General features: G+C 71.1%; 16 protein-coding genes. 3 read left to right on the top strand and 13 right to left on the bottom strand.

Translation table 11 applies throughout. From position 1 onward, the window contains the following. Position 1: 1 nt before the first annotated feature. Positions 2-3,112, bottom strand: a complete 3,111-nt coding sequence (locus FKR81_RS10905) for an AfsR/SARP family transcriptional regulator (RefSeq protein ID WP_146350880.1) — start codon at positions 3,110-3,112, stop codon at positions 2-4. Between the two features lie 92 nt (positions 3,113-3,204). Here FKR81_RS10905 and FKR81_RS10910 point away from each other — a divergent pair, with 92 nt between their 5' ends. Then, a complete protein-coding gene (locus FKR81_RS10910; protein ID WP_146350881.1) occupies positions 3,205-5,520 on the top strand; it encodes a Tex family protein in 2,316 nt (771 codons plus the stop codon). A 62-nt stretch (positions 5,521-5,582) separates the two neighbouring features. On the opposite strand, the gene FKR81_RS10915 is transcribed toward FKR81_RS10910, so the two are convergent. Continuing rightward, positions 5,583-6,770 carry an ABC transporter substrate-binding protein gene (locus FKR81_RS10915; RefSeq protein WP_186762901.1) on the bottom strand — a complete coding sequence of 396 codons (1,188 nt, stop codon included), beginning with the start codon at positions 6,768-6,770 and terminating at the stop codon, positions 5,583-5,585. A 259-nt stretch (positions 6,771-7,029) separates the two neighbouring features. Here FKR81_RS10915 and FKR81_RS10920 point away from each other — a divergent pair, with 259 nt between their 5' ends. After that, a complete protein-coding gene (locus FKR81_RS10920) occupies positions 7,030-8,616 on the top strand; it encodes a phytoene desaturase family protein (protein WP_146350883.1) in 1,587 nt (528 codons plus the stop codon). Here the strand turns inward: FKR81_RS10920 and FKR81_RS10925 are convergent. The 4 genes from FKR81_RS10925 to FKR81_RS10940 all read right to left on the bottom strand — a co-directional run bounded on the left by FKR81_RS10925 (position 8,613) and on the right by FKR81_RS10940 (position 11,177). Next, positions 8,613-9,056 carry an SRPBCC family protein gene (locus FKR81_RS10925; RefSeq protein WP_146350884.1) on the bottom strand — a complete coding sequence of 148 codons (444 nt, stop codon included), beginning with the start codon at positions 9,054-9,056 and terminating at the stop codon, positions 8,613-8,615. The genes FKR81_RS10920 and FKR81_RS10925 overlap by 4 nt on opposite strands. 37 nt (positions 9,057-9,093) lie before the next feature. Continuing rightward, positions 9,094-9,717, bottom strand: coding sequence for a DUF4041 domain-containing protein (locus FKR81_RS10930; protein WP_146350885.1), 624 nt, complete (start codon positions 9,715-9,717; stop codon positions 9,094-9,096). 108 nt (positions 9,718-9,825) lie between these two features. Further along, on the bottom strand, positions 9,826-10,662 hold the full coding sequence (locus FKR81_RS10935; protein WP_146350886.1) for an LLM class flavin-dependent oxidoreductase: 837 nt from the start codon (positions 10,660-10,662) through the stop codon (positions 9,826-9,828). A 41-nt stretch (positions 10,663-10,703) separates the two neighbouring features. After that, a complete protein-coding gene (locus FKR81_RS10940; RefSeq protein ID WP_146350887.1) occupies positions 10,704-11,177 on the bottom strand; it encodes a hypothetical protein in 474 nt (157 codons plus the stop codon). Positions 11,178-11,315: 138 nt separating this feature from the next. Here FKR81_RS10940 and FKR81_RS10945 point away from each other — a divergent pair, with 138 nt between their 5' ends. After that, positions 11,316-11,864 carry an NlpC/P60 family protein gene (locus FKR81_RS10945; protein WP_146350888.1) on the top strand — a complete coding sequence of 183 codons (549 nt, stop codon included), beginning with the start codon at positions 11,316-11,318 and terminating at the stop codon, positions 11,862-11,864. Here the strand turns inward: FKR81_RS10945 and FKR81_RS10950 are convergent. The 7 genes from FKR81_RS10950 to FKR81_RS10980 all read right to left on the bottom strand — a co-directional run bounded on the left by FKR81_RS10950 (position 11,857) and on the right by FKR81_RS10980 (position 20,495). Further along, a complete protein-coding gene (locus FKR81_RS10950; protein WP_186762902.1) occupies positions 11,857-14,688 on the bottom strand; it encodes an AfsR/SARP family transcriptional regulator in 2,832 nt (943 codons plus the stop codon). The two genes, FKR81_RS10945 and FKR81_RS10950, sit on opposite strands and share 8 nt — an antisense overlap. A gap of 119 nt (positions 14,689-14,807) precedes the next feature. Next, positions 14,808-15,317, bottom strand: coding sequence for a G/U mismatch-specific DNA glycosylase (gene mug, locus FKR81_RS10955; RefSeq protein WP_222598223.1), 510 nt, complete (start codon positions 15,315-15,317; stop codon positions 14,808-14,810). Beyond that, positions 15,305-16,528 (bottom strand): SMI1/KNR4 family protein, encoded by a 1,224-nt coding sequence (locus tag FKR81_RS10960; RefSeq protein WP_146350890.1) that lies wholly within the window; start codon positions 16,526-16,528, stop codon positions 15,305-15,307. Before FKR81_RS10960 ends, mug begins: the two co-directional genes overlap by 13 nt. A 23-nt stretch (positions 16,529-16,551) precedes the next feature. Further along, entirely contained in the window at positions 16,552-17,583 is a 1,032-nt protein-coding gene (locus FKR81_RS10965; protein WP_146350891.1) for an SMI1/KNR4 family protein, read from the bottom strand. 9 nt (positions 17,584-17,592) lie between these two features. Continuing rightward, positions 17,593-17,895 carry a sunset domain-containing protein gene (locus tag FKR81_RS10970; RefSeq protein ID WP_146350892.1) on the bottom strand — a complete coding sequence of 101 codons (303 nt, stop codon included), beginning with the start codon at positions 17,893-17,895 and terminating at the stop codon, positions 17,593-17,595. Between the two features lie 8 nt (positions 17,896-17,903). Continuing rightward, positions 17,904-18,683, bottom strand: coding sequence for a hypothetical protein (locus FKR81_RS10975; RefSeq protein ID WP_146350893.1), 780 nt, complete (start codon positions 18,681-18,683; stop codon positions 17,904-17,906). Between the two features lie 42 nt (positions 18,684-18,725). Next, positions 18,726-20,495: a bifunctional metallophosphatase/5'-nucleotidase gene (locus FKR81_RS10980; protein ID WP_146350894.1), complete on the bottom strand. Its 1,770-nt coding sequence runs from the start codon at positions 20,493-20,495 to the stop codon at positions 18,726-18,728. Between the last annotated feature and the right edge of the window lie 140 nt (positions 20,496-20,635).

The raw sequence follows: 20,635 nt of genomic DNA on the forward strand, positions 1-20,635 counted from the left end.
GTCACACGCTACGCAGCGTCCCTGCGGGAACGGCGGAGGGGTTGCCGGTGACGTGCGCGAAGATCTTCCCGGCCTCGTCCGCGCGCCCGAGCAGGCCGAGCGCTTCGGCCTGGCCGAGCAGGTGGCCGGTGGCCGTCTGCACCTCCAGCGCCTCCTCGACCAGCATGCGCGCCTGACCGGGGTGAACCGAGGCCAGCGTGGTCAGCGCCCGTCCCCGCAGCACCCGCAGCGAACGCTCGTCGGCCAGCTCCAGCGCCGCGGTCGCGTGCCGCACGGCCGCGTCCGGCTCGGAGGAGGCGAGCACTCGCGCGAGGTCGATCAGCACGGAGGTCTCGTGGTAGCGCTTCTCCAGCGACCGAGCGAGGCGGAGCCCGCGTTCCAGCGCCGCGACGGCCTCGCCGGTCCGCCCGAAGTGGTGCAGCAGCTCCCCCTGCACGATCAACGCGCTCAGCACGTAGTGGCTGGTGGCCGTCTCCTCCGCCGCTTCGAGCAGCCGGGTCGTCGTCTCCAGCGCCTGCTCGGACCGGCACGTGTCGCGCTCCAGCATCGCCCGCGAGCGCAGGGTGTTGAGCCGCCACGTCTGCGACCCCGAGCCCTCGGCAAGGCCGGCCGCCTGGTCGAGGTAGGTGGTGGCGCAGGCGATGTCGCCGAGCTGGCAGGTCACGTCGCCGAGGCCGCTGAGCGCGGGCACCGCGCGCATCTCGTTGCCCGTCTGGGCGAACAGCTCCAGCGCCTGCTCGAAGTGCTGCCGCGCGGTCGCGAGGTGGCCGGTGAACGTGGCCGCGACACCCAGGCTGGTCAGCGTCAACGCCTTGCGCGGCACGTCGGTGACCAGGTGCAGCGCCTGGCTGAACAGCTCGGTGGCTCGCGCCGGCCGCCCGAACAGGGTGTGCGCGTTGCCGAGGTTGTGCAGGCAGTGGCACTCGCCCGCGAGGTTGCCCGCGACGCGGTAGAGGTCGCGCGCGGCCAGCCAGTGCTCGGTCTGCGGGGCGTCCTGCTCGATGCACGCGGTGGCGAGCGCGCTGTGCGCCGCGGCCCGTCCCTCCGGGTCCGACTCGGCCTCGGCGGCGATCAACGCGGCCTGCCCCGCGATCTGACAGTCCGCCGAGTTCCTGCGCAGCCAGAAGTAGCCGCGCCACGCGTCGGTGAGCTGCCAGGCGTACTCGCGCGGGCCTTCCTCGGCGCACTGGACGACGAGCGTCACCACGCTCTCCCGCTCACCGTCCAACCAGGACAGTGCATCCGCGCGTCCGGCGAACGGGCGCGCCGTGCCGGAGCGGTCGAGCCGGAACATGTCCGGTGCCAGCAACCTCATCGCCGCGTCGGTGGTGTGCAGGTAGAACTCGAGCAGCCGGTGCCGCGCCGCGGCGCGGTCCGGGTCGTGCGCCACCAGGTCCTGCGCGTAGAGCCGCAGCAGGTCGTGCATCCGGTACCGGTTCGGCGTGTGCGGCTCGATCAGGCTGGCCGCCTCCAGCGCGAGCACCGCGTCCCGCGCCGACGGCTCACCGAGCAGCGCGGCGGCCGCGTCGGGCGTGAAGTCCGTGCGGGGCAACAACCCCAGCCTGCGGAACAGCACTCGCGCGTCCGGCGGGAGCGCGCGGTACGACAGGTCGAACGCGGCGGTGACGGCCGCGCGCCGGTCACCGGGAACGGCCAGCTTCGCGAGCCGGTCCCCGCCGCTGAGCTCGGCCACGGCGTCGACGACGAGGTGGTGCGGCCTGGCGACGAGGTTCGCGAGCGCGATCCGCATCGCCAGCGGCAGGTACCCGCACAGCCAGGCCAGCTCGGCGACGGCGTCGGGCTCGGCGGCGGCCCTGCTCTCGCCGAGCACCCGCCCGATCAGCTCGTGCGCCTCGTCGGGCTCGAGCACGTCCAGCTCCACCTGGTGCGCGTCGTCGAGCGCGACGAGGCCGAGCAGCGAGTTGCGGCTGGTGATCACCACCGCGCACCGCGCCGATCCGGGCAGCAGCGGGCGGACCTGCGCCTCGGACGCCGCGTTGTCCAGCACGATCAGCATCCGCCGGTCCGCCAGCAACGACCGGTACAAGGCGGCCTGTTCGGCTTCCTCACGCGGGATCGCGGACGAGTCGATGCCCAGCGCGCGGAGGAACTGCGCCAGCGCGTCCGCGGGCGTGGTCGGCGGCGCGTCGTCGTGGCCGCGCAGGTTGACGTAGAGCTGGCCGTCCGGGAACAGGGGGCGAGCCCGGTGCGCCCAGTGCACGGCCAGCGCGGTCTTCCCCACCCCGGCGACACCGGCGATGGACGTGATCACGACCGTGCCCGCGCGGGCGCTGACCAGGTCGTCGAGCCGCGCGAGGTGCTCCTGCCGTCCGGTGAACCTGGCCAGGTCCGCGGGCAGCTGCGCGGGTGTGGTCGTCGGCTTCGGTTGCACCGCAACGGGTTCCTGGCTCAGCACCGACTGGTGCACCGAGCGCAGGCTCTCCCCCGGCTCGACGCCGAGGTCGTCGGCGAGCCTGGTGCGCATGCGCTGGTAGACCTCCAGCGCGTCGGCGCGCCGCCCGGAGCCGTGCAGCGCCTGCATCAGCAGCTCGGCGAGCCGTTCGCGGTACGGGTGCTCGCCGACCAGCGCGGTCAGCTCGGCGACCGCCTCGCGGTGCCTGCCGAGCCCCAGCTCCAGCGCGAGACAGCGTTCCCGCACCTCGGCGCGGCGCTCCTCCAGCCGTTCGACGTCCGCGCGCAGCGCCTGGCTCTCGATCCCGGCGAGCGCGGTTCCGCGCCACAGGCTCAGCGCCGCGCGCAGGTGCGCGACGGCGTCACCGAGCTCCACGGTGTGCGACTGCGCGACCAGTCTCTCGAAGGTGCGCTGGTCGAGGTCGGCCTCGCCGAGCACGAGCCGGTAGCCGGCGCTGTCCGTGACGATCACGTCCGGCCCGAGCACCGAACGCAGCTCGCCGACGCACTTCTGGATCTGATGCCTGCTGGTCGACGGCGGATCCTCGCCCCACACGACGTCCACGAGGTACGACGGGGTGGCCACGCGCTCGGCCGACAGCAGCAGCGCGGCCAGCACCTTCTGGTTGCGGACACCGCCGGGGTCGAGCCGGACCCCGCGGTCGGACACCTCGAGCGCCCCCAGAATCCGGAACTCCACCGTCCCACCGTAGTGCGGCAAGCGCTCCACAACACCGCCGCGCCCTGACCCGTTCCCGGCGGGCAGATCGGCGAGGGGCACAATGACCGGCTGTGACCACGCTCATCCACCAGAGGATCGCTGACGAGCTCGGTGTACGCGCGGGCCAGGTGAGCGCTGCCGTCGAGCTGCTCGACGGTGGCGCGACCGTCCCGTTCGTCGCCCGCTACCGCAAGGAGGCGACGGGCGCACTCGACGACGCGCAGCTGCGCACGCTCGAGGAGCGGCTCGGCTACCTGCGGGAGCTGGAAGAGCGCCGCGCCGCCGTGCTGGAGTCCATCCGCGGCCAGGGCAAGCTGACCGACGAGCTCGAAGCGCAGATCCACGCCGCCGACTCGAAGGCAAGACTCGAAGACATCTACCTGCCGTACAAGCCGAAGCGGCGCACCAAGGCGCAGATCGCCAAGGAGGCGGGCCTCGAACCGCTGGCCGACGCGCTGCTCGGCGACCCGAACCTGAACCCGCAGGAGACCGCCGCGGCCTACGTGGACGCGGAGAAGCAGGTCCCGGACGTGGCCGCCGCGCTGCAGGGCGCCCGCGCGATCCTCGTCGAGCGGTTCGGCGAGGACGGCGACCTGATCGGCGAGCTGCGCGAGCACATGTGGATGCGCGGGCGGGTCGTCTCGAAGGTCCGGGAGGGCAAGGAGACGGACGGGGCGAAGTTCTCGGACTACTTCGAGTTCTCCGAGCCGTTCAGCAAGCTGCCGTCGCACCGCATCCTGGCGCTGTTCCGCGGTGAGAAGGAAGAGGTGCTCGACCTCGTCCTGGAGCCGGAGGAGCCGGTCGAGGAGGGCCCGTCGTCGTTCGAGGTCCGCATCGCGGCCCGGTTCGGCGTCGACGACCAGGGCCGCGCTGGCGACCGGTGGCTCACCGACACGGTCCGCTGGGCCTGGCGCACGCGCATCCTCGTGCACCTCGGCATCGACCTGCGCGGCAGGCTGCGCCAGTTCGCCGAGGACGAGGCCGTCCGGGTGTTCGCGTCGAACCTGCGCGACCTGCTGCTCGCCGCACCGGCGGGCACGCGCGCCACGATGGGGCTCGACCCCGGCTTCCGCACCGGTGTGAAGGTCGCGATCGTCGACGCCACCGGCAAGGTCGTCGCGCACGACACGATCTACCCGCACGTTCCGGCGAACCGCTGGGACGAGTCGCTCGCCAAGCTGGCCGTGCTGGCCAAGCAGCACAACGTCGACCTCATCGCGATCGGCAACGGCACCGCGTCGCGCGAGACGGACAAGCTGGCCGCGGACCTGATCGCGCGGCAGCCGGACCTCAAGCTGACCAAGGTCGTCGTGTCCGAGGCGGGCGCATCGGTGTACTCGGCGTCGGCGTACGCGTCGTCCGAGCTGCCCGAGCTGGACGTGTCGATCCGCGGCGCGGTGTCGATCGCGCGGCGGCTGCAGGATCCGCTGGCCGAGCTGGTGAAGATCGACCCCAAGTCCATCGGCGTCGGGCAGTACCAGCACGACATCACCGAGTCGAAGCTGTCGCGCTCGCTGGACGCGGTGGTCGAGGACTGCGTGAACGCGGTCGGCGTCGACCTGAACACGGCGTCGGTCCCGCTGCTGACCCGCGTGTCCGGCATCAGCGCCGGTCTCGCGGAGAACATCGTGTTGCACCGCGACTCCAACGGCCCGTTCCGCACGCGCGACTCGCTGAAGAACGTGGCGCGGCTGGGCCCCAAGGCGTTCGAGCAGTGCGCGGGCTTCCTCCGCATCCGCGGCGGCGACGAGCCGCTCGACCAGTCGAGCGTGCACCCCGAGGCGTACCCGGTGGTGCGGCGCATGCAGGAGAACGCGGGTGCCGAGCTGATCGGCAACACCGCGGTGCTCACGAAGCTGCGCCCGGAGACGTTCGTGGACGACACGTTCGGTCTGCCGACCGTCACGGACATCCTGCGGGAGCTCGAGAAGCCGGGCCGCGACCCGCGTCCGGCGTTCAAGACCGCCACGTTCGCCGAAGGCGTCGAGAAGCTCTCCGACCTCAAGCCCGGCATGGTGCTGGAGGGCGTCGTCACGAACGTGGCCGCGTTCGGCGCGTTCGTCGACATCGGTGTGCACCAGGACGGTCTCGTGCACATCTCCGCGCTGTCCAACAACTACGTGAAGGACCCGCGCGACGTCGTGAAGTCCGGTGACGTGGTGCGGGTGAAGGTGCTCGAGGTCGACGTGGCGCGCAAGCGCATCGGCCTCACGCTGCGGCTGCAGGACGAGCCGGGCAAGCCCAAGCAGCAGCAGGGTGGCGGTGGCGGCCGGGACCGCGGCAACCGCCCGCAGCGCGACAACCGCGACAAGGGCCGCACCAGCCCACCGCCCGCGGCCGGCTCCATGGCCGACGCACTGCGCCGCGCGGGCTTCGGCAACAAGTAGCTGCAAACGCCGCCGGGGCACCTCCACCTGAGATCGGTGGACGTGCCCCGGCGGCGTTGTGCTTACTTGGCGCGGGTGCCCTTGGCCTTGACCAGTTCGGACTCGAAGAGGTCCTCGACCTGGGTGAGCGCTCCGGGCGCGTTGGCGTCCGGCCTGGTGATGTAGGACTGGGTGCTCGACGGGCGGCCGACCAGCGAGAAGTGCAGCGCACCGGTCAGGTTCTTCATGTCGAGACCGTTGGTGTCGTGGAACGCCCGCAGCACGCCGTCACGCGTGAGGTCGTTGGCCTTGCACGCCTTCTCCAGCACCGCCGTGTACGCCATGGCGACCGCGTAGCCGTGGACCGTGTAGATCGCGGACTTCTCGCCGGGGTACTTGGACTGGAACGCGGCGGCGACTTCCTTGGCACCGGCGGCGTTGCCGCTGAACGGCGCCACCGACGTCACCACGGACACCTGCTTCTGCACGGCGGCCGACACGGGCGTCTCGAGGATCGCCGGGTCGAAGCCGACGACGTTGACCATGAACGGGACGTCCCACTTCATGGCGGCCGCGACGCCGACGGCGACGGCGGTCTGCTGCGGCACCGTGCTGAGCACGACGGCCTTGGCACCGGCGGCCTTCAGCTCGCCGATCTGCCGGGTGAGGTCCGCGGTCGTCTCACCGATCTTCTGCTCGGCGATGTTCAACCCCCACTGCGAGGCGGCGAACTTGCTGCCCTCCAGCGCGTTCCCGCCGTAGCTGCCGTCGACGTAGACGTGCCCGACGGTGTCGCCTTCCTTGATGATGCCCTTGCGCTTGTAGTAGTCGAGACCGTTGATGACGTCGAGGTCGTAGGTCGTGCCCACGATCATCATCTGCGGGTTGCCGAGCAGCGACGCGGCCCACGAGGCGGGGGCGGTCAGCGTGCGCGTCTGCATCAGGTCCGGCTCGATCGCGGCGGTCATCGGAGCGCCCGCGAGCTCGATCAGGCCGAGCACCTCGGGCTCGATCTCGAAGTAGCCGTCGAGCGCCTTCTGGACGTCGAAACCGTGGTCCTTCAGCTTCAGCTCGACCTTGCGGCCGCAGACGCCGCCGCGGTCGTTGAGCTGGCTGAGGTACAGCTCGTAGCCCTTGATGCGCAGCAGCGCGGAGGACTTGAACGGACCTGTCATGTCGGTCAGCACGCCGAGCGAGATCGAGTCGTTGTCGACGCCAGGCCCTGTCTTGACAGCGACAGCGGCCTGCTCTTTCGCACCACAGGCGGCCATCGCCACCGTTAGTACTAGCGCAGCGGGCAGGGCAACACGACGGCGGAACGACATGCAGACTTCCTTGTCCAAAGCGGGCTACATACTAAGCGGTAGCTCAGTATCGTTGAGTAGTCATCAAACTCCTACACATGTGGTACGGAACACAGAATCCAATCGTTCACTGGACTACCGTATTAATTAACGATGTGATATTCGTACGGCCTCGAACGAAACGAGACACGGTCCGCCGCCCAGCTCTTTCTGGAATGGTGGTCACGTGAACGAAGAGGTTGACGCGGTAGTCATCGGCTCGGGTCCCAACGGTCTCGTCGCTGCAAACCTGCTGGCAGACGCGGGGTGGGACGTCCTCGTGCTCGAAGCGCAGGGCTCGCCGGGCGGCGCGGTCCGGACCGCGGAGATCACCGCACCGGGCTTCCGCAACGACCTCTACAGCGCGTTCTACCCGCTGGGACTCGGCTCGCCCGTCCTCAACGGCCTCGAGCTCGAACGTCACGGTCTGCGCTGGTGTCATGCACCCTCCGTGCTCGCGCACGTGTTCCCGGACGACCGGGTGGCGCTGCTGTCCCGCGAGGTCGACGTGACCGCCAAGTCGGTCGGCGCGTTCGCCCACTCCGACGCGGACGCCTGGTACGCGGAGTTCGAGGCGTGGCAACGGGTCCGCACGGCCGTCCTGAACTCGCTGTTACGCCCGTTCCCGCCTGTGCGCGCAGGCGCGTCGTTGCTCCGCGCGGTCGGCGTGGGCGACGCGCTGCGCCTCACCCGCCTGCTGACGCTGCCCGTCCGCCGTCTCGGCGAGGAGCGCTTCGCGGGCGAGGGCGCGCGGATCCTGTTGGCGGGCAACACGATGCACACCGATCTCGGCCCGGACCAGGCAGGCGGCGCCGGGTTCGGCTGGCTGCTCGCGATGCTCGGCCAGGAGGTCGGCAACCCGGTTCCCGAAGGCGGAGCGTCGGCGCTGACCGCGGCGCTGGTGTCGCGCCTGAACTCCGCAGGCGGCCGGGTCGTCTGCGACTCGCGCGTCTCGTCGGTGCTGCACGCCCGCGGTGTCGCCGTCGGCGTGCGGGTGGGCGACACGCTGGTCCGCGCACGCCGCGCCGTGATCGCCGACGTGCCCGCTCCCGTGCTGTACATGGATCTCGTGGGCGCGGCCGCGTTGCCGCAACGCCTGATCGACGACCTGTCCCGGTTCCAGTACGACAACGCGACGATCAAGGTGGACTGGGCGCTGTCGTCGCCGGTCCCGTGGACCAACTCCGAGGCCGGTTCCGCGGGCACCGTCCACCTCGGCGGCGACATGAACGGACTCGCCGCGGCCGCGAACGACGTTGCGTGCCAACGGATCCCGCGCAACCCGTTCCTGGTGATGGGCCAGATGACCACGTCCGACCCGACCCGCTCCCCCGCGGGCACCGAGTCAGCGTGGGCCTACACGCACGTGCCGCGCGGCGCGAAGTGGACCGACGACCGGTTGCGCCGCCGGGCCGACCGGGTCGAGCAGATCATCGAGGAACGCGCGCCGGGGTTCCGGTCGCTCATCGTCGGACGCAGCGTCGCCGGGCCCGACCAGCTCGAGGCAGGCAACGCCTCGCTCGTCGAAGGTTCGATCAACGCGGGCACCGCCGCCATCCACCAGCAGCTGGTGTTCCGGCCCGTGCCGGGACTGGGGCGCGCGGACACGCCGTTCGACCGGCTGTACCTGGCGAACGCCTCGGCCTGGCCCGGTGGTGGCGTGCACGGCGCCGCCGGTGCGAACGCGGCTCGGGCGGCGCTGGCGCGGCACGGGCGCGCGGGCGAGGTGTACCGGATGGTCGTGCAGGGCGCGCACCGCGCGATCTACTCCTAGCTATCCCCGCGTCCTCGAGCCAGGTCCGCGAGACGCTGCAGGGTCTCCCGGTTCCGCGGCACGAGCAGCAGGTCCTGCACCGCGTCCGGCACCAGCGAGCCAGGTCCGCTCAGCACCTGCTCGGCCATCCTGACCTCGGTCACCCCGGCTCCCTTGTCGGTGAGCCGGAACCGGATCCGGGCGGACCCGAGCGGCCACATCCGGGCGTCCAGCTCCATCTCCCGAGGCCGGGAGGCGGAGACGACCTCGGTGGTGTCGCTGACGACCAACGGCCACGGCCCCACGCTGTGGTGGATGCGTGCGCCGGGCTTCGGCCAGTCCGGATCGACGTCGCGGATGTGCGACGCGCCCACCACCCACCCCGCGTAGCTCCACCCGTCGGCGAGCACGGCGAAGACGCGCTCGATCGGCGCGTCGACCAGTTCCACGACTTCGGCCATGCCACCGGCTACCCCGGCGGCCCGGCCGAAAACGACCTCACGCGGCCTTGCGTCCCTTGGTGCGCCGCTCCTCCAGCTTCTTGCGCAGGTGGTCGACGGTGAGCTCCAGCTCGTAGACCCGCAACGCCGTGTACCGCGGCGACAGCCGCACCCCGAGCCGCTCCCCCAGCCGGTTCACGTCCTCGGCGGCGCGTTCGAGCCGCTTGCGGGCCACGCTCGCGGACGACGCGCGCACCATCACCAGGCAGATCTCGGCCTCGGTGTTGTAGGCGCGCAGCATGAGGACGCGCCAGTCGGCGAGCAGGCCGTCGCCCTGTTCGGAGCACGAGTTGAAGGTGCACTCGGTGCCGCCCTCGGTGGCGTTGCCGTCCTTGATCAGCTGCGTCATCTCGCTCTGCGCCAGCTCCAGGTGGGTCTGGTAGTCCGACGAGGACGAGAGCGGGTGGTGGTAGCGGAAGACGCCGGAGCGCTGGACGCCGACGTCGGCGCGGAGCGGGGCCAGCTCGGCACGGGCGTCGTCGATCTGGCGGCGGATGTGCAGCAGGGCGGCCCGTTCGCGGGCGACCTCGCCGCGTTCGCCGCCCATGCGCGAGAGCATGCTCTGCAGGCCCGTCGCGACCTGTTCGAGTTCCCTGATCCTCCGCTGCTTGCGCCCGAACATGCGGACCCCTCCCCGATGGTGCGACGTGGCTCTACCCGATCCATCGCACCGGCGGAGACGTGCTGTTATCCAGGCGGCGTGGACTTACACGAACGGGTGAAATGAGGTTTAACCAACGAGTGGCCTGACCTGTTCGGCCGCGAACCGCACGAACGCCTCCGGGTCGGGCTCGCTGGCCGTCGGCTGGAGCACGACGGTGTGCGCGCCCGCCTCGGCCAGGGCTTCGACGGCCGCCGCGACGGCGTGCGCGTCACCGGCCACGCCGTGGCCCTTGAACTCGGCGTCCAGGCGTTCCTGAGCACCTTCGCCGGTGGCGGTCAGCAGGTAGGCGACGATCTCGTGGTCGGGCGAACCGCCTCCCTCGGCGATCAGCTCCATCGCCGCGCGCAGCCCGTCCGGCGACGTCACGGAGTCGATGATCGTGCCGTCCGCGGCCTCACCGGTCAGCTTGATCGTCTTCGGGCCGACGCCGCCGGCGAGCACCGGGGCGGGCGAGGTCGGCGGCCAGTCGAGCGCGACCCCGTCGAGCTGGACGTACTTGCCGGACACGGTGACCCGCTCGCCGCGCAACAGCGCCCGCAGTGCGAACAGGTATTCGCGCAACAGCCGCAGCGGCGACTCGGCGCGGGCGCCCACCTGGCCCATCCAGTCCTGCACGCCGTGACCGACGCCGATGATCACCCGGTCCGGGAACAGGCGGTGCAGGGTCGCGGTCTCCATCGCGGCCAGCGCGACGTTGCGCAGCGGCACCGGCAGCAGGCCGACACCGACCTTCAGCCGGGACGACCACGCCAGGGCCGTCGCGGCGGTCGCGATGCCGCTTTCGAGGAAGCAGTCCTCCCACAGCCACAGCTGCTCGAGACCCGCGGAGTCGGCCGCCTCCACGACCGATCGCAGGCGTTCTGGTGGGAGCTGGGGCCGGAACACAGCGCCGAGTGCGGTCATGTGATCTTCCTACCCGGCCCCAGCTCACCGCGCTAGCTGCTCTAGCAACCGCCGCAGTTGTAGTAAGTCACGTCCCAGTGGTTCGACTCGCGGAAGTAGATGTTGCCCGAGCCGGACTTCCACTTGTTCCCGCCGATGGACGTGAACGTGCGGGTGATGTAGTTCGTCACGCACGTCGACAGCGAGTAGTCGACCTTGTAGCCGTTGCGGTGGCTGTAGGTGCCGGACGCGTGGCCGACCTCGGTGCCGCCGGTGACGTTCACCGCGCAACCGCTGGCGCGCTTGAACGTGATCGCACCCTGCACGGTGGTCAGGTTGATGTTGGTGAACGAGGTGCAGGTGCGGTTGTTCCAGTCACTGCAGTTGCCGCTGGACGACCAGGTGATGCCTGCGGCGCGGAACCGCGCGGCCGCGTCCGAGTGGGTCAGCTTCGTGGGCGCCGCATTCGCCACCGAAGAGCCCAGCACGAGCGCGGTGGCCACAAGGACCAGCGCAGACAGTGCGCGAGCGAACATGTCCTCTCCTTCACAACAGGGGACTCGAAAGCTAGGAACGCGCGGTAAAGGACCGCCTAAATCCGTCTTTGGCCGATCTTTGGCGTGCTCGGCGACAGTGCGTCCTGCCAGGAAAACCTTGATGAGCGGAGAGAAACGATGAGCATTCGCCGGGCCATCGCGGTAACGGCACTGTCACTCGGACTGCTGTCCGGTTTCGGCTCCACGGCGACCGCCGCGCCCGAGGGCGTGGAGGGCACCGACAGCACCATCCAGCAGGTCGAGGTCGCGGGTGCGTACGGCGGCGCGATCACGCGGGCCGAGGTCATCTCGCGTGCGAAGAACTGGTGGGACCGCAAGGTTCCGTACAGCCAGACCGCCTCTGCGTGGGACGTCAACCACGGCAAGCAGTACCGCACCGACTGCTCCGGTTTCGTCTCCATGGCGTGGAAGCTCACCAGCAGCCGCACCACGTCCACTTTGGACGAGGTGTCGACGAAGATCGCGTGGGCGAACCTCCAGCCGGGCGACATGATCCTGCGCAACGGTCACGTCAAGCTGTTCGAGAAGTGGACCAGCTCGGCCAAGACCGCCATGTGGATCTACGAAGAGGGCAGCACCTCGACGGACATGGACCACGAGACCGTGACCGTCGCGACGCTCAAGAGCGGTGGCTACGCGCCCTGGAAGTACAAGAACATCAGGTGACCGCGAGGCTCCAGCGCGTCGCCCACTGCGGCACCTCCCCCGACTCCCTGGTGCCCAGCTGAGCGAACAGCAGCGCAGCCTCGTCCCAGCAGCGGTCCGCGCCTGCCACATCCCCCCGGCAGGCGTGGACCGCACCGAGGTCTCGCAACGTCCGCGCGCGCCACAGCGACAGGCCGAGCGAGGTCCACTCGTCCAGCGCGGCGCACAGCATCACCCGCGCACCGGCGAAGTCGCCCGCCGCCAGCCGGAACTCGCCGACCGTGCGGCGCACCAGCGCGACGCCGAACCGGTCGCCCACCTCCCGGCAGCCGTCCAGCGCCACGTCCAGCAGCGGCTCGGCCCGGTCGAGCGAACCCTGGCGCAGCAACACCTTCGCCCACGCCTGCGCGGTGTAGCAGGCGAGCAGCTGGTCACCGGTCCCGGCCACCATCTCGTGCGCGCGTTCGCAGTGCGACGCCGCGTCGTCCAGCTCGCCGCGCGCCCGGTGCACGAGCCCTATCCCTCTCGCGGCCAGCGCTTCGCCGCGTCTGCTCCGCGATCTCCGGTACGCGTCCTCGGCCAGCAGCAGCGACTCGACGGAGTGCGTGTCCATGCCGAGTTCCCGTTGCACGGAGCCGATTCCGTACAGCGCGTGCGCCGCACCTTCGGTGTCGGCCAGTGAGGTCAACAGGTCACGGGCCCGGCACAGCGCGTCCAGCGCGCGGTCGTAGCGGCCGAGGTCGCGGCCGACCATCCCGGTGCCGTTCAGCGCGACGGCCTCGCCGCGCCGGTCGCCCAGCGCCACGAACAACGTCTGCGCCGCGTCGAACCACTCCTGCGCCTGCACGAGGTTGTCCCGCTTGTAGTGCATCTGGCCGAGGCTGCACCGCAGCACGGCCTCCAGCCTCAGGTCGCCCGTGCGGCGCACCGCGTCCAGTGCGGCTGTATGTGTTCGTTCCCATGCCTCGTAACGGTTGCGCAGCCCGAACCACGCGAACACCAGCGCCTCGGCGAGCTGCGACGCGAGCTCGGCGAGACCGAGCTCGGCCGCGCGTTCGACGGTCCTGGTGAGCAGCTGTTCCTCGCGCGCGAACCACGCGTCGCGGTCGGCGGGCGGCGCGGTCGGCACCAGCCCGACCGGATCCTGCATGCGCGGCACCGTGAGGAAGAGCTGCTCGGTCAGTCCGTCCACTGTGGACAAGGAGGCGAGCACGGCCCTGCGCACGAAGTCGAGGCGATCGGGCGCCGCGTCCTCGCGCTCGGCCAGCTCGCGGGCGTGCAACCGCACCAGCTCGTGCATCCGGTAGCGGGCGCTCCCGGTGACGTCGAGCAGCCGCGCGTCGACGAGCCGGTCGAGCACGTCCTCGTCGAGCAGCGGCACCCACAGGTGGCTCGGCAGCTCGGGCAGCCCGAGGAAGCCGACCATGCGGTAGGCGTGCCTGCTCTGCTCGTCGAGCGCGCCGTAGGTGAGCTCGAGGCTGCTGCGCACCGCGAGGTCGTCGGCGACCAGCTCGTCGAGCCTGCTCCGCTCGTCGGCGAGCCTGCGCGCCAGCTTCGACACCGGCCAGTGCGCGCGCCCGGCGAGGCGTGCGCCGGTGATCCGCACCGCCAGCGGCAGGTAGCCGCACAGCCGCGCGACCTCGGCCGCGGCGTCCGGTTCGGCGGACACCCGGTCGTCGCCGAGTATCCGCGCCAGCAACGTCACGGCCTCGGCGGACGGCAGCACGTCCAGCGGCAGCCTGCGCACGCCTTCGAGCCCGCACAGCCTGCTGCGGCTCGTGATCAGCGTGAGGCAGCCGGGGCTGCCGGGCAGCAGCGACCGCACCTGCGACACGCTCGTCACGCCGTCCAGCACGATCACCAGCCGCCGCGCGGAGATCTGCGCGCGCCACAGCGCCGCCCGTTCCTCGTGCGACTCGGGGATTCGCTCGCTCGGCACGTCCATGGCGCGCAGCAACGCGTCCAGCGCGCCGGACGGCGAGTGCAGGTCGACGAACAGCTGGCCGTCCGGGTAGCGGTCGGCGAGCAGGTGCGCGGCGTGCACGGCCAGCGCGGACTTCCCGACCCCCGCGGGGCCCTCGATCCACCAGACGGCACCACCCTCGCTGCCGAGCACCCGCTGCAGCTCCTGCGCGCGCCCGGTGAAGTCGCCCGCGTCGCGCGGCAGGTAGTTGCGCCGCGCGTCACCGGCGCCGTCGAGCACGACCCGGTACAGCTCCTGCAGGTCGGCGCCGGGCTCGACGCCCAGCTCGTCGACGAGCGTGCGCCGGGTGTCGCGGAAGACGCGCATCGCGTCGGCCCGTCGGCCGCTGCGCGCGAGCGCGGTCATCAGCTGGCCGCGCAGCCGTTCGGCCAGCGGGTACTCGACGACGAACGAGCTGAGCGGGTCCAGCACCTCCGCGTGCCTGCCGAGCGCCAGCTCGGCGTCCACCCAGCCCTCGATCGCGGCGAGCCGCTGCACGTCCAGCGTCTGCCCGTGCACCGGCGGCGCGCCACGCCACAGCTTGAGCGCCTGCCCGAGCCGGTCGCTGCGCACGGCCGGATCTCCGGACTCCCCCGCTTCGGCGACGAGCGCGCGGAACACGTGGAGGTCGACCCGCAACGGGTCGGCGGCGAGCACGTAGCCGGACGCACGGTGCTCGACCGGGAGCCCTGACCTGCGCAGACACGAGATGTGCACCTGGAGCGACTTGCGCGCCTGCGGCGGCGGGTCCTCACCCCAGATCAGATCGATCATCCGTTCCACCGGCACAACTCGCCCGCACTCGACCGCCAGCACCGCTAGTATCTGCGCGGGCTTCGGCGGCAAGGCCGGCTCGACCGGTCCCAGGATCCTGACCTCCACCGCGACCCCCTCCAGTGTTGAAGATTCACCAACTGTCACGCGGCGTCGTCAGATTCTGACCGCAATCCTGTGAACGTGGTTCCACTTCCTCATGAAGGCCACTCGAATGGCCGCAAATGTCAGAGCGACCGGCGCAGTCTCCCGAACTCCTCGGCGAGCGCGGGCAACTGCCAGTGGGCGTTCAACCCGCTCGGGTTCGGCAACACCCAAACACGCGCGGATGCCATCAGGTCGTCCTGCGGCCCCACCTGGGCTTTCTTTCTGGTGAACGCCGTGCGATAGGCCGTCACCCCGACGACCGCCACGACCTTCGGTGCGTACTTCGCGACCCGCTCGGTCAGGTCCACGCCGCCCGCGCGCAGCTCGTCGTTCGACAGCTCGTCGGCCTTCGCGGACGGCCTGGCGACGACGTTCGTGATGCCCAGGCCCAGGTCGAGCAACTCGTTCTGCTCGGACGGGTGGAGCTGGCGCGGGGTGAAGCCGCTCAGGTGCAGTGCGGGCCAGAAGCGGTTGCCGGGGCGGGCGAAGTGGTGGCCGGTCTGTGCGGACATCAAGCCGGGGTTGATGCCGCAGAACAGGACGTCCAGGCCGGGCGCGATGACGTCCGGGATGCCGGTCAGCTCGTCCACGCGGTCACGACCTGTTCGAGGTTGCGGAGCACGGTCGGGTCGGTCTCCACGCCGAGGCGCTGCCGCAGGAGGGGCAACAGAGCCCGGTCGCCGCGCCGGAACGCCGCCTGCACCGCGTGGATGCGCACGAAGTGGTCTTCGTCGTCCAGCGCGGTCGCGAGCAGGCCGGTCGCGTCGTCCTGAGCGTTGATCAACGCGTGCACGGCCGACCCGCGGATCTCCGCGTCCGGTCGGGTGGTGAGCGGGGCGAGGTCGGCGACGACCAGCTCGCCGAGGTCGCCGAGCGCGGTGACCGCGCGGCGCAGCACCGCGGGATCGTCGTCGCTGAGCAGTCGCCGGGCCAGTTCAGGCAGGTCGGCCGCGGAGAGGGCGCGCAACACCATGATCGCCTCGGCGCGGACGGACGCGTCGGGGTCGGACAGTGCGACGCGGGCCGGGTCCGCGCACGCCTCGACCGTTCTGCTGCGGGCCGCGCCCAGTGCGCACTCGCGCACCAGCGGGTCCGGGTCGGCGATCGCCGCCGCGAGCGCCTGCGCGCCCGCCGGGCCGACCTCCCGCAGCAGCCCGAGCGACGCCGCGGCCTGTGCCCGCCGGTCCGCCGACGGGTCGTGGGCGGCGATGGCGACCAGCTCGGCCTCGCCGCCGGGGAGCTTGCGGCCGAACCACGTCACCGTGCACCCGGCGAGCAGCTCGTCCAGCCAGCGCTCGTACCAGGACAGGAAGTCCGGGTCCTCGGCGACGACCGGGCGTCCCCACCCGTCGAGGTTGATGGTGACCAGCCTGCCGCGGCCGGGCCCGCTGACCACGAGCTGGGTGTAGTCGGAGCAGCCGTGGTGCACGACGGCGAGGCTGCCCTGACGCGGCTCGTCGAGGTCGTCGGACCACGAGTCCACCGGGTACGCGATGCCGGGGGCGAAGTGGCTCGGCGCGGCCAGGAAGCCGTCCGGGGACTCGTCCCAGTCGAACGACTCGCGCAGCGGCGCCACCCCGTACGAAGGGCCTGCGCCGCCGTCGCCCAGTTCGATGACGAACCGGCGGTACTCCGCGGGCAGGACGATCCCGTGCTCGGACTCGAACGCGGCGACGTCCGGCTCGGCGAGCGGCGGGTTCAGCCGGTAGGAGTGCTTCTGCGCGCCGAACGACTCGAGCAGCGCGGGATCAGCGGCCGCGCGGGCGAGCTTCTCGCGGATCCGCGAGATCTGGTTCTCCACCCGGCCAGCCTACGAAGCGCCCCTCATCCGTCGACCGCTGCCCGCAGTGCCCTGATCGCGGTGTTCCGGAGGTCGGGGTTCGGGTGGGTGGTGAGGGGTTCGAGGTCGCCTGCGGTCAGGCCGCCGAGCTCCTTGAGGGCGTAGATCGCCTGCCGGGCGACGGCCGGCTCCTCGTCCCCCAACCGCTCGCGGACGCGGTCGGCCAGGTCAGCGGGCTCGAGCCGGTGCAACGCCAGCAGCGCCTGAACGCGGACATCCGCCACCGGGTCGGTGAGAGCTTCGCGTGCCGGTGCCTCGCAGGCCGCGACCCTCTTGGCCCCGGCGGTCAGGAGCGCTGCGGCTCGGACCGCCGGGTCCTGGTCGCGGATGGACGCGGCGAGCACGTCGGCGCCTGCCTGCCCGATCGACGGCAGCGAGATCAGCGAGCGGGCGGCCCGTGCCCGCCGATCAGCGGACGGGTCGTGCGCGAGGACGTCGACGAGTACGGGCTCGTCGCCGGGGATCTTGTTGCCGAACAGGCTCACGCCCCAGCCCGCGAGCAGCTCGTCGAGCCAGCGTTCGTACCAGGACAGGAAGTCCGGGTCCTCGGCGAACACCGGCCTGGTCCAGCCTGCGAGGTTGACGTTCACCAGCCTGCCGCGGGCGGGTCCGGTGACGACCAGCTGCGTGATGTACTCGCAGTCGAGGTCGGCGACGGCCAGCGTGCCCTGACGCAGTTCGGGGTAGTCGTGCCAGTCGCGCGTGTGCGCGGTGCCCGGCGCCAACCCGCTCGGCGTGGCGAGGAACCCGTGCGGCAGGTCGTCCCAGTCGTGCGCCTCGTGCAGCGGCACCATCCTGAGACCGGGGCCCGCGCCGCCGTCACCCAGCTCCAGCACGAACCGCCGGTACGCCTCGGGCAGCGTCACCTCGCGCGACTCCTCGAACCACGCCACGTCCTCTTCGGACAGTGGCGGGTTGAGGCGGAACAGGTGCCTTCGGCCGCCGGACTCCAGCAGCGAAGGGACAGCGGCCGCGCGGGCGAGCTTCGAACGGATCCGTGAGATGTGGTTCTCCACCCGGCCAGACTACGAAGCGGCCTTCACCCGCGGGCGCCACATCGCGTAACCCGCCTCCTCGGCCTCCTCGGGGGTGCTGAAGAACGCGTCGCCCTTCATCCGCTTGTAGTACGGCGAGTCGGGCGTGTGGAAGATCATCGTGCGGGAGTTCGCCTTGATGTAGGGCGGTTCCGGCTCGGCGAAGATCTCGGTGATCCGCACCGGCTCCGGCGCGCGCTGCATCTTCGGGCGCAGCGACACCCACGTGAGCACCACTCCGGCGAGGAACGACCCGGCGCAGAACACGAACACCTGGGTGAACAGCAAGACCACTGTGGCTCCTAGCGAACGATGACGTCTACCTGGTTCGAGCTGCCCGCGGGATCGACGTCGACGGTCGTCTCGATCACGGCGGGAGACACGCCCTGCGCCACGAGGACGTCGCGCACCAGTGCGGCGCGGGTCTTCGCGAGGTCGGGCTGCGGCGCGTGTGCGACGAGGGTCACGGGGGTGCGCGGGGCGACGAGCAGCAGCCTGCCGACGCGTTCGGCGAGCGCCGGGTCCCAGCTGATGTCGTGGAACGGGATGCCCTCGCCGACCGTGCGCTTGACGGACTCGTTGAGCGCGCGGACGTTCAGGTCGCCGGTCGTGACCGGGTCGCCGATCCGGAAGTCCTCGTCGACGACGAGCGCGCCCGCGACGGACCGCAGCGCGTCGCTCAGCACACCGGCGCGCGCCGGGTCGGCGACCCGCGCGGTCGCGATGAGACGGCCGTCGTGGACGACGCCGGTGAAGTCCGAGACGCCGTTGTCCAGCACGGTGCCGACGAACACGCCGATGTCGGCGGGGCGGACGGGCAGCGGCGCGCCGCGCACGATCATGTCCGTGATCCGGTGCCGTGGCGCGCGGAAGCGGACGGCGTCCACGACGCGCTGACGCTCGTCGGTGGTGGCGGTGCCGGTGAGCACCACCTCGTCGCCTCTGATCACGAACACGACCTGGCCGTCCCGCCGCTCGACCGAGCGGGCGGGACGTTCACCGGACCGCAGTACGACTGCCGTGGCGGCGAGCAGGAGCGGCACGACGATGGCGCCGATCCAGATCCGGTGGGGTAACTGCACGCAGTTGGCCTACCGGATGGGCCTCGTCCAATTCCAGTCGCTTCACCCGTTCGTGGTGATTTGGACAGGAACTCCGTTCGCCACGAGCCGCCAGTCCTTCGTGTGGAACAGGGCGGGGTCGATCTCGCCCTTCTCCTTGACCCAGTCGATCAGCAGCTGCCTGATCTCCTGCTGCGCGTTGTGCAGCACGGGTGCTTTCGCGACGTGCGGGAAGTTGCCGCCGCCGGACTGCCGGTAGTTGTTCACGGCGACCGCGAACTCCTGCTCGGCGGTCACCGGAACGCCGCCGTAGCTGAGGTTCGCGATGCGCTGGCCCTGCGGTTTCGCGATGTCGATGTCGTAGGTGAGCGGCTTGTCCAGGCCGGCGGCGACGTCGTAGTTGTAGTCCGGCACGCCGTTGCCCAGCTGGTCCGGCGTGTACGGGCCGGGGCCGTCGACCTGCTTGAAGTACGTGGCGCTGCGTTCGAGGAAGTCCTTGAGCTGCGCGCCGGTCAGCTTCACGCCGAGCAGGTAGTTGTCGAAGATGTACAGCCCGGCGACGTCCCTGATCGTCACCTCACCGGCCGGGATGGCGGCAGCGCGGTTGAACGGCGCGCACAGCGACAGCACGGGCAGCTGCGTGGCCTTCTTGATCTCCTGCGCCTGCACGTGGTTGATGAAGTCGAGCGCGGCGGTGTCCTCGTAGCGCGCGGTGGCCGCGGACATGGCCGCCTTGCACGTGCCGACCTTGGCGTTGACGTACCCGACGACCTTGTCGTGACTGGGCCTCAGCAGCCGGACGATCCGCGGGTCCTCGGGCGCGGTGTTGGAGTTGAGCACCTGGCTCCGCTTGGCCTTGATCTGCCAGCCGCGCTCGTAGGCGAGGTCGAACTCCATGACGCTGAGCCGCTTGCCCCAGAACAGGGGCTCGGTGAGCAGCACCTGCTTGCCGGTCTGCTTGTTCGTGACGAACCGCTGCGCGATCTCGGCGTGCGCGTGACCGACGAGGATCGCGTCGATGCCGGGCACCTCCTCCGCGACGAGCGCCGAGCAGTTCTCCGGGAACGGGACCTGGTCACCGAGCGAGCTGGACAGGTCCGCGCCGGAGTGGGCGGCGACGACCACGACGTCGGCTCGGCGGCGCACCTCGGGCACCCAGATCCGGGCCTGTTCGAGCACGCCGGGGAAGGTCATCTGACCGGTGACGTTGGCCTTGTCCCAGATCGCGATGCCGGGGTTGGTGAGGCCGATGATGCCGACCCGCAGCGGCGGGCCGCCGGTGCGCCAGATCGTCTTGATCACGTACGGCCGGAACGCCGGCTTGCCGCGCGGGTCGAGCGCGTTGGCGGCGAGCAGCGGGAAGTCGAGCTGCCGCTCCCACGCGCGCAGCAGCGGGATGCCGTAGTTGAACTCGTGGTTGCCGAGCGCGGCGGCGGTGTAGCCGATGGCGTTCATGGCCCGCGCCATCGGGTGGATGCGGCTGCGGTTGATGGGCTCGACCTTGGCGAAGTAGTACGCCAGCGGGGTGCCCTGGATCGTGTCGCCCGCGTCCACGAGCAGCGTGCGGTGCCTGCCCCGCTGCTCGCGCAGCGCGTTCACCAGCGTCGAGACCTTCGCCAGGCCGATGTCGTTGTGCCCGGAGTCGTCGAACTCGCGGTTGGCGTAGTAGTCCCAGTTGAAGACGTTCCCGTGCAGGTCCGTCGTGCCGAGGACGGTCAGCGTGAACGGACGGCGCACGCCGTTCTCCTCGGCTCGGGCGGTCTGCTGGAAACCGGCGGCGGCCAGCACGCCCGCTGCTCCCGCCAGCACGGTTCGGCGACTTGTCTCAGACATGGCCCGACCCTAGCCAGTGACCGTTGACGGACAGCCCTGTTTGATCAACTCCGCAGATTGTCGGTGCTGGTCGGTAGGCTCGGATCGGGGGGCTCGCGGTCCCCCAAGGGGGCGCGAGGTCCCCCGGATCCGAGCCTACC

This window comes from Lentzea tibetensis, from assembly GCF_007845675.1.
In the GTDB taxonomy this organism is placed as follows: Bacteria; Actinomycetota; Actinomycetes; order Mycobacteriales; family Pseudonocardiaceae; genus Lentzea; species Lentzea tibetensis.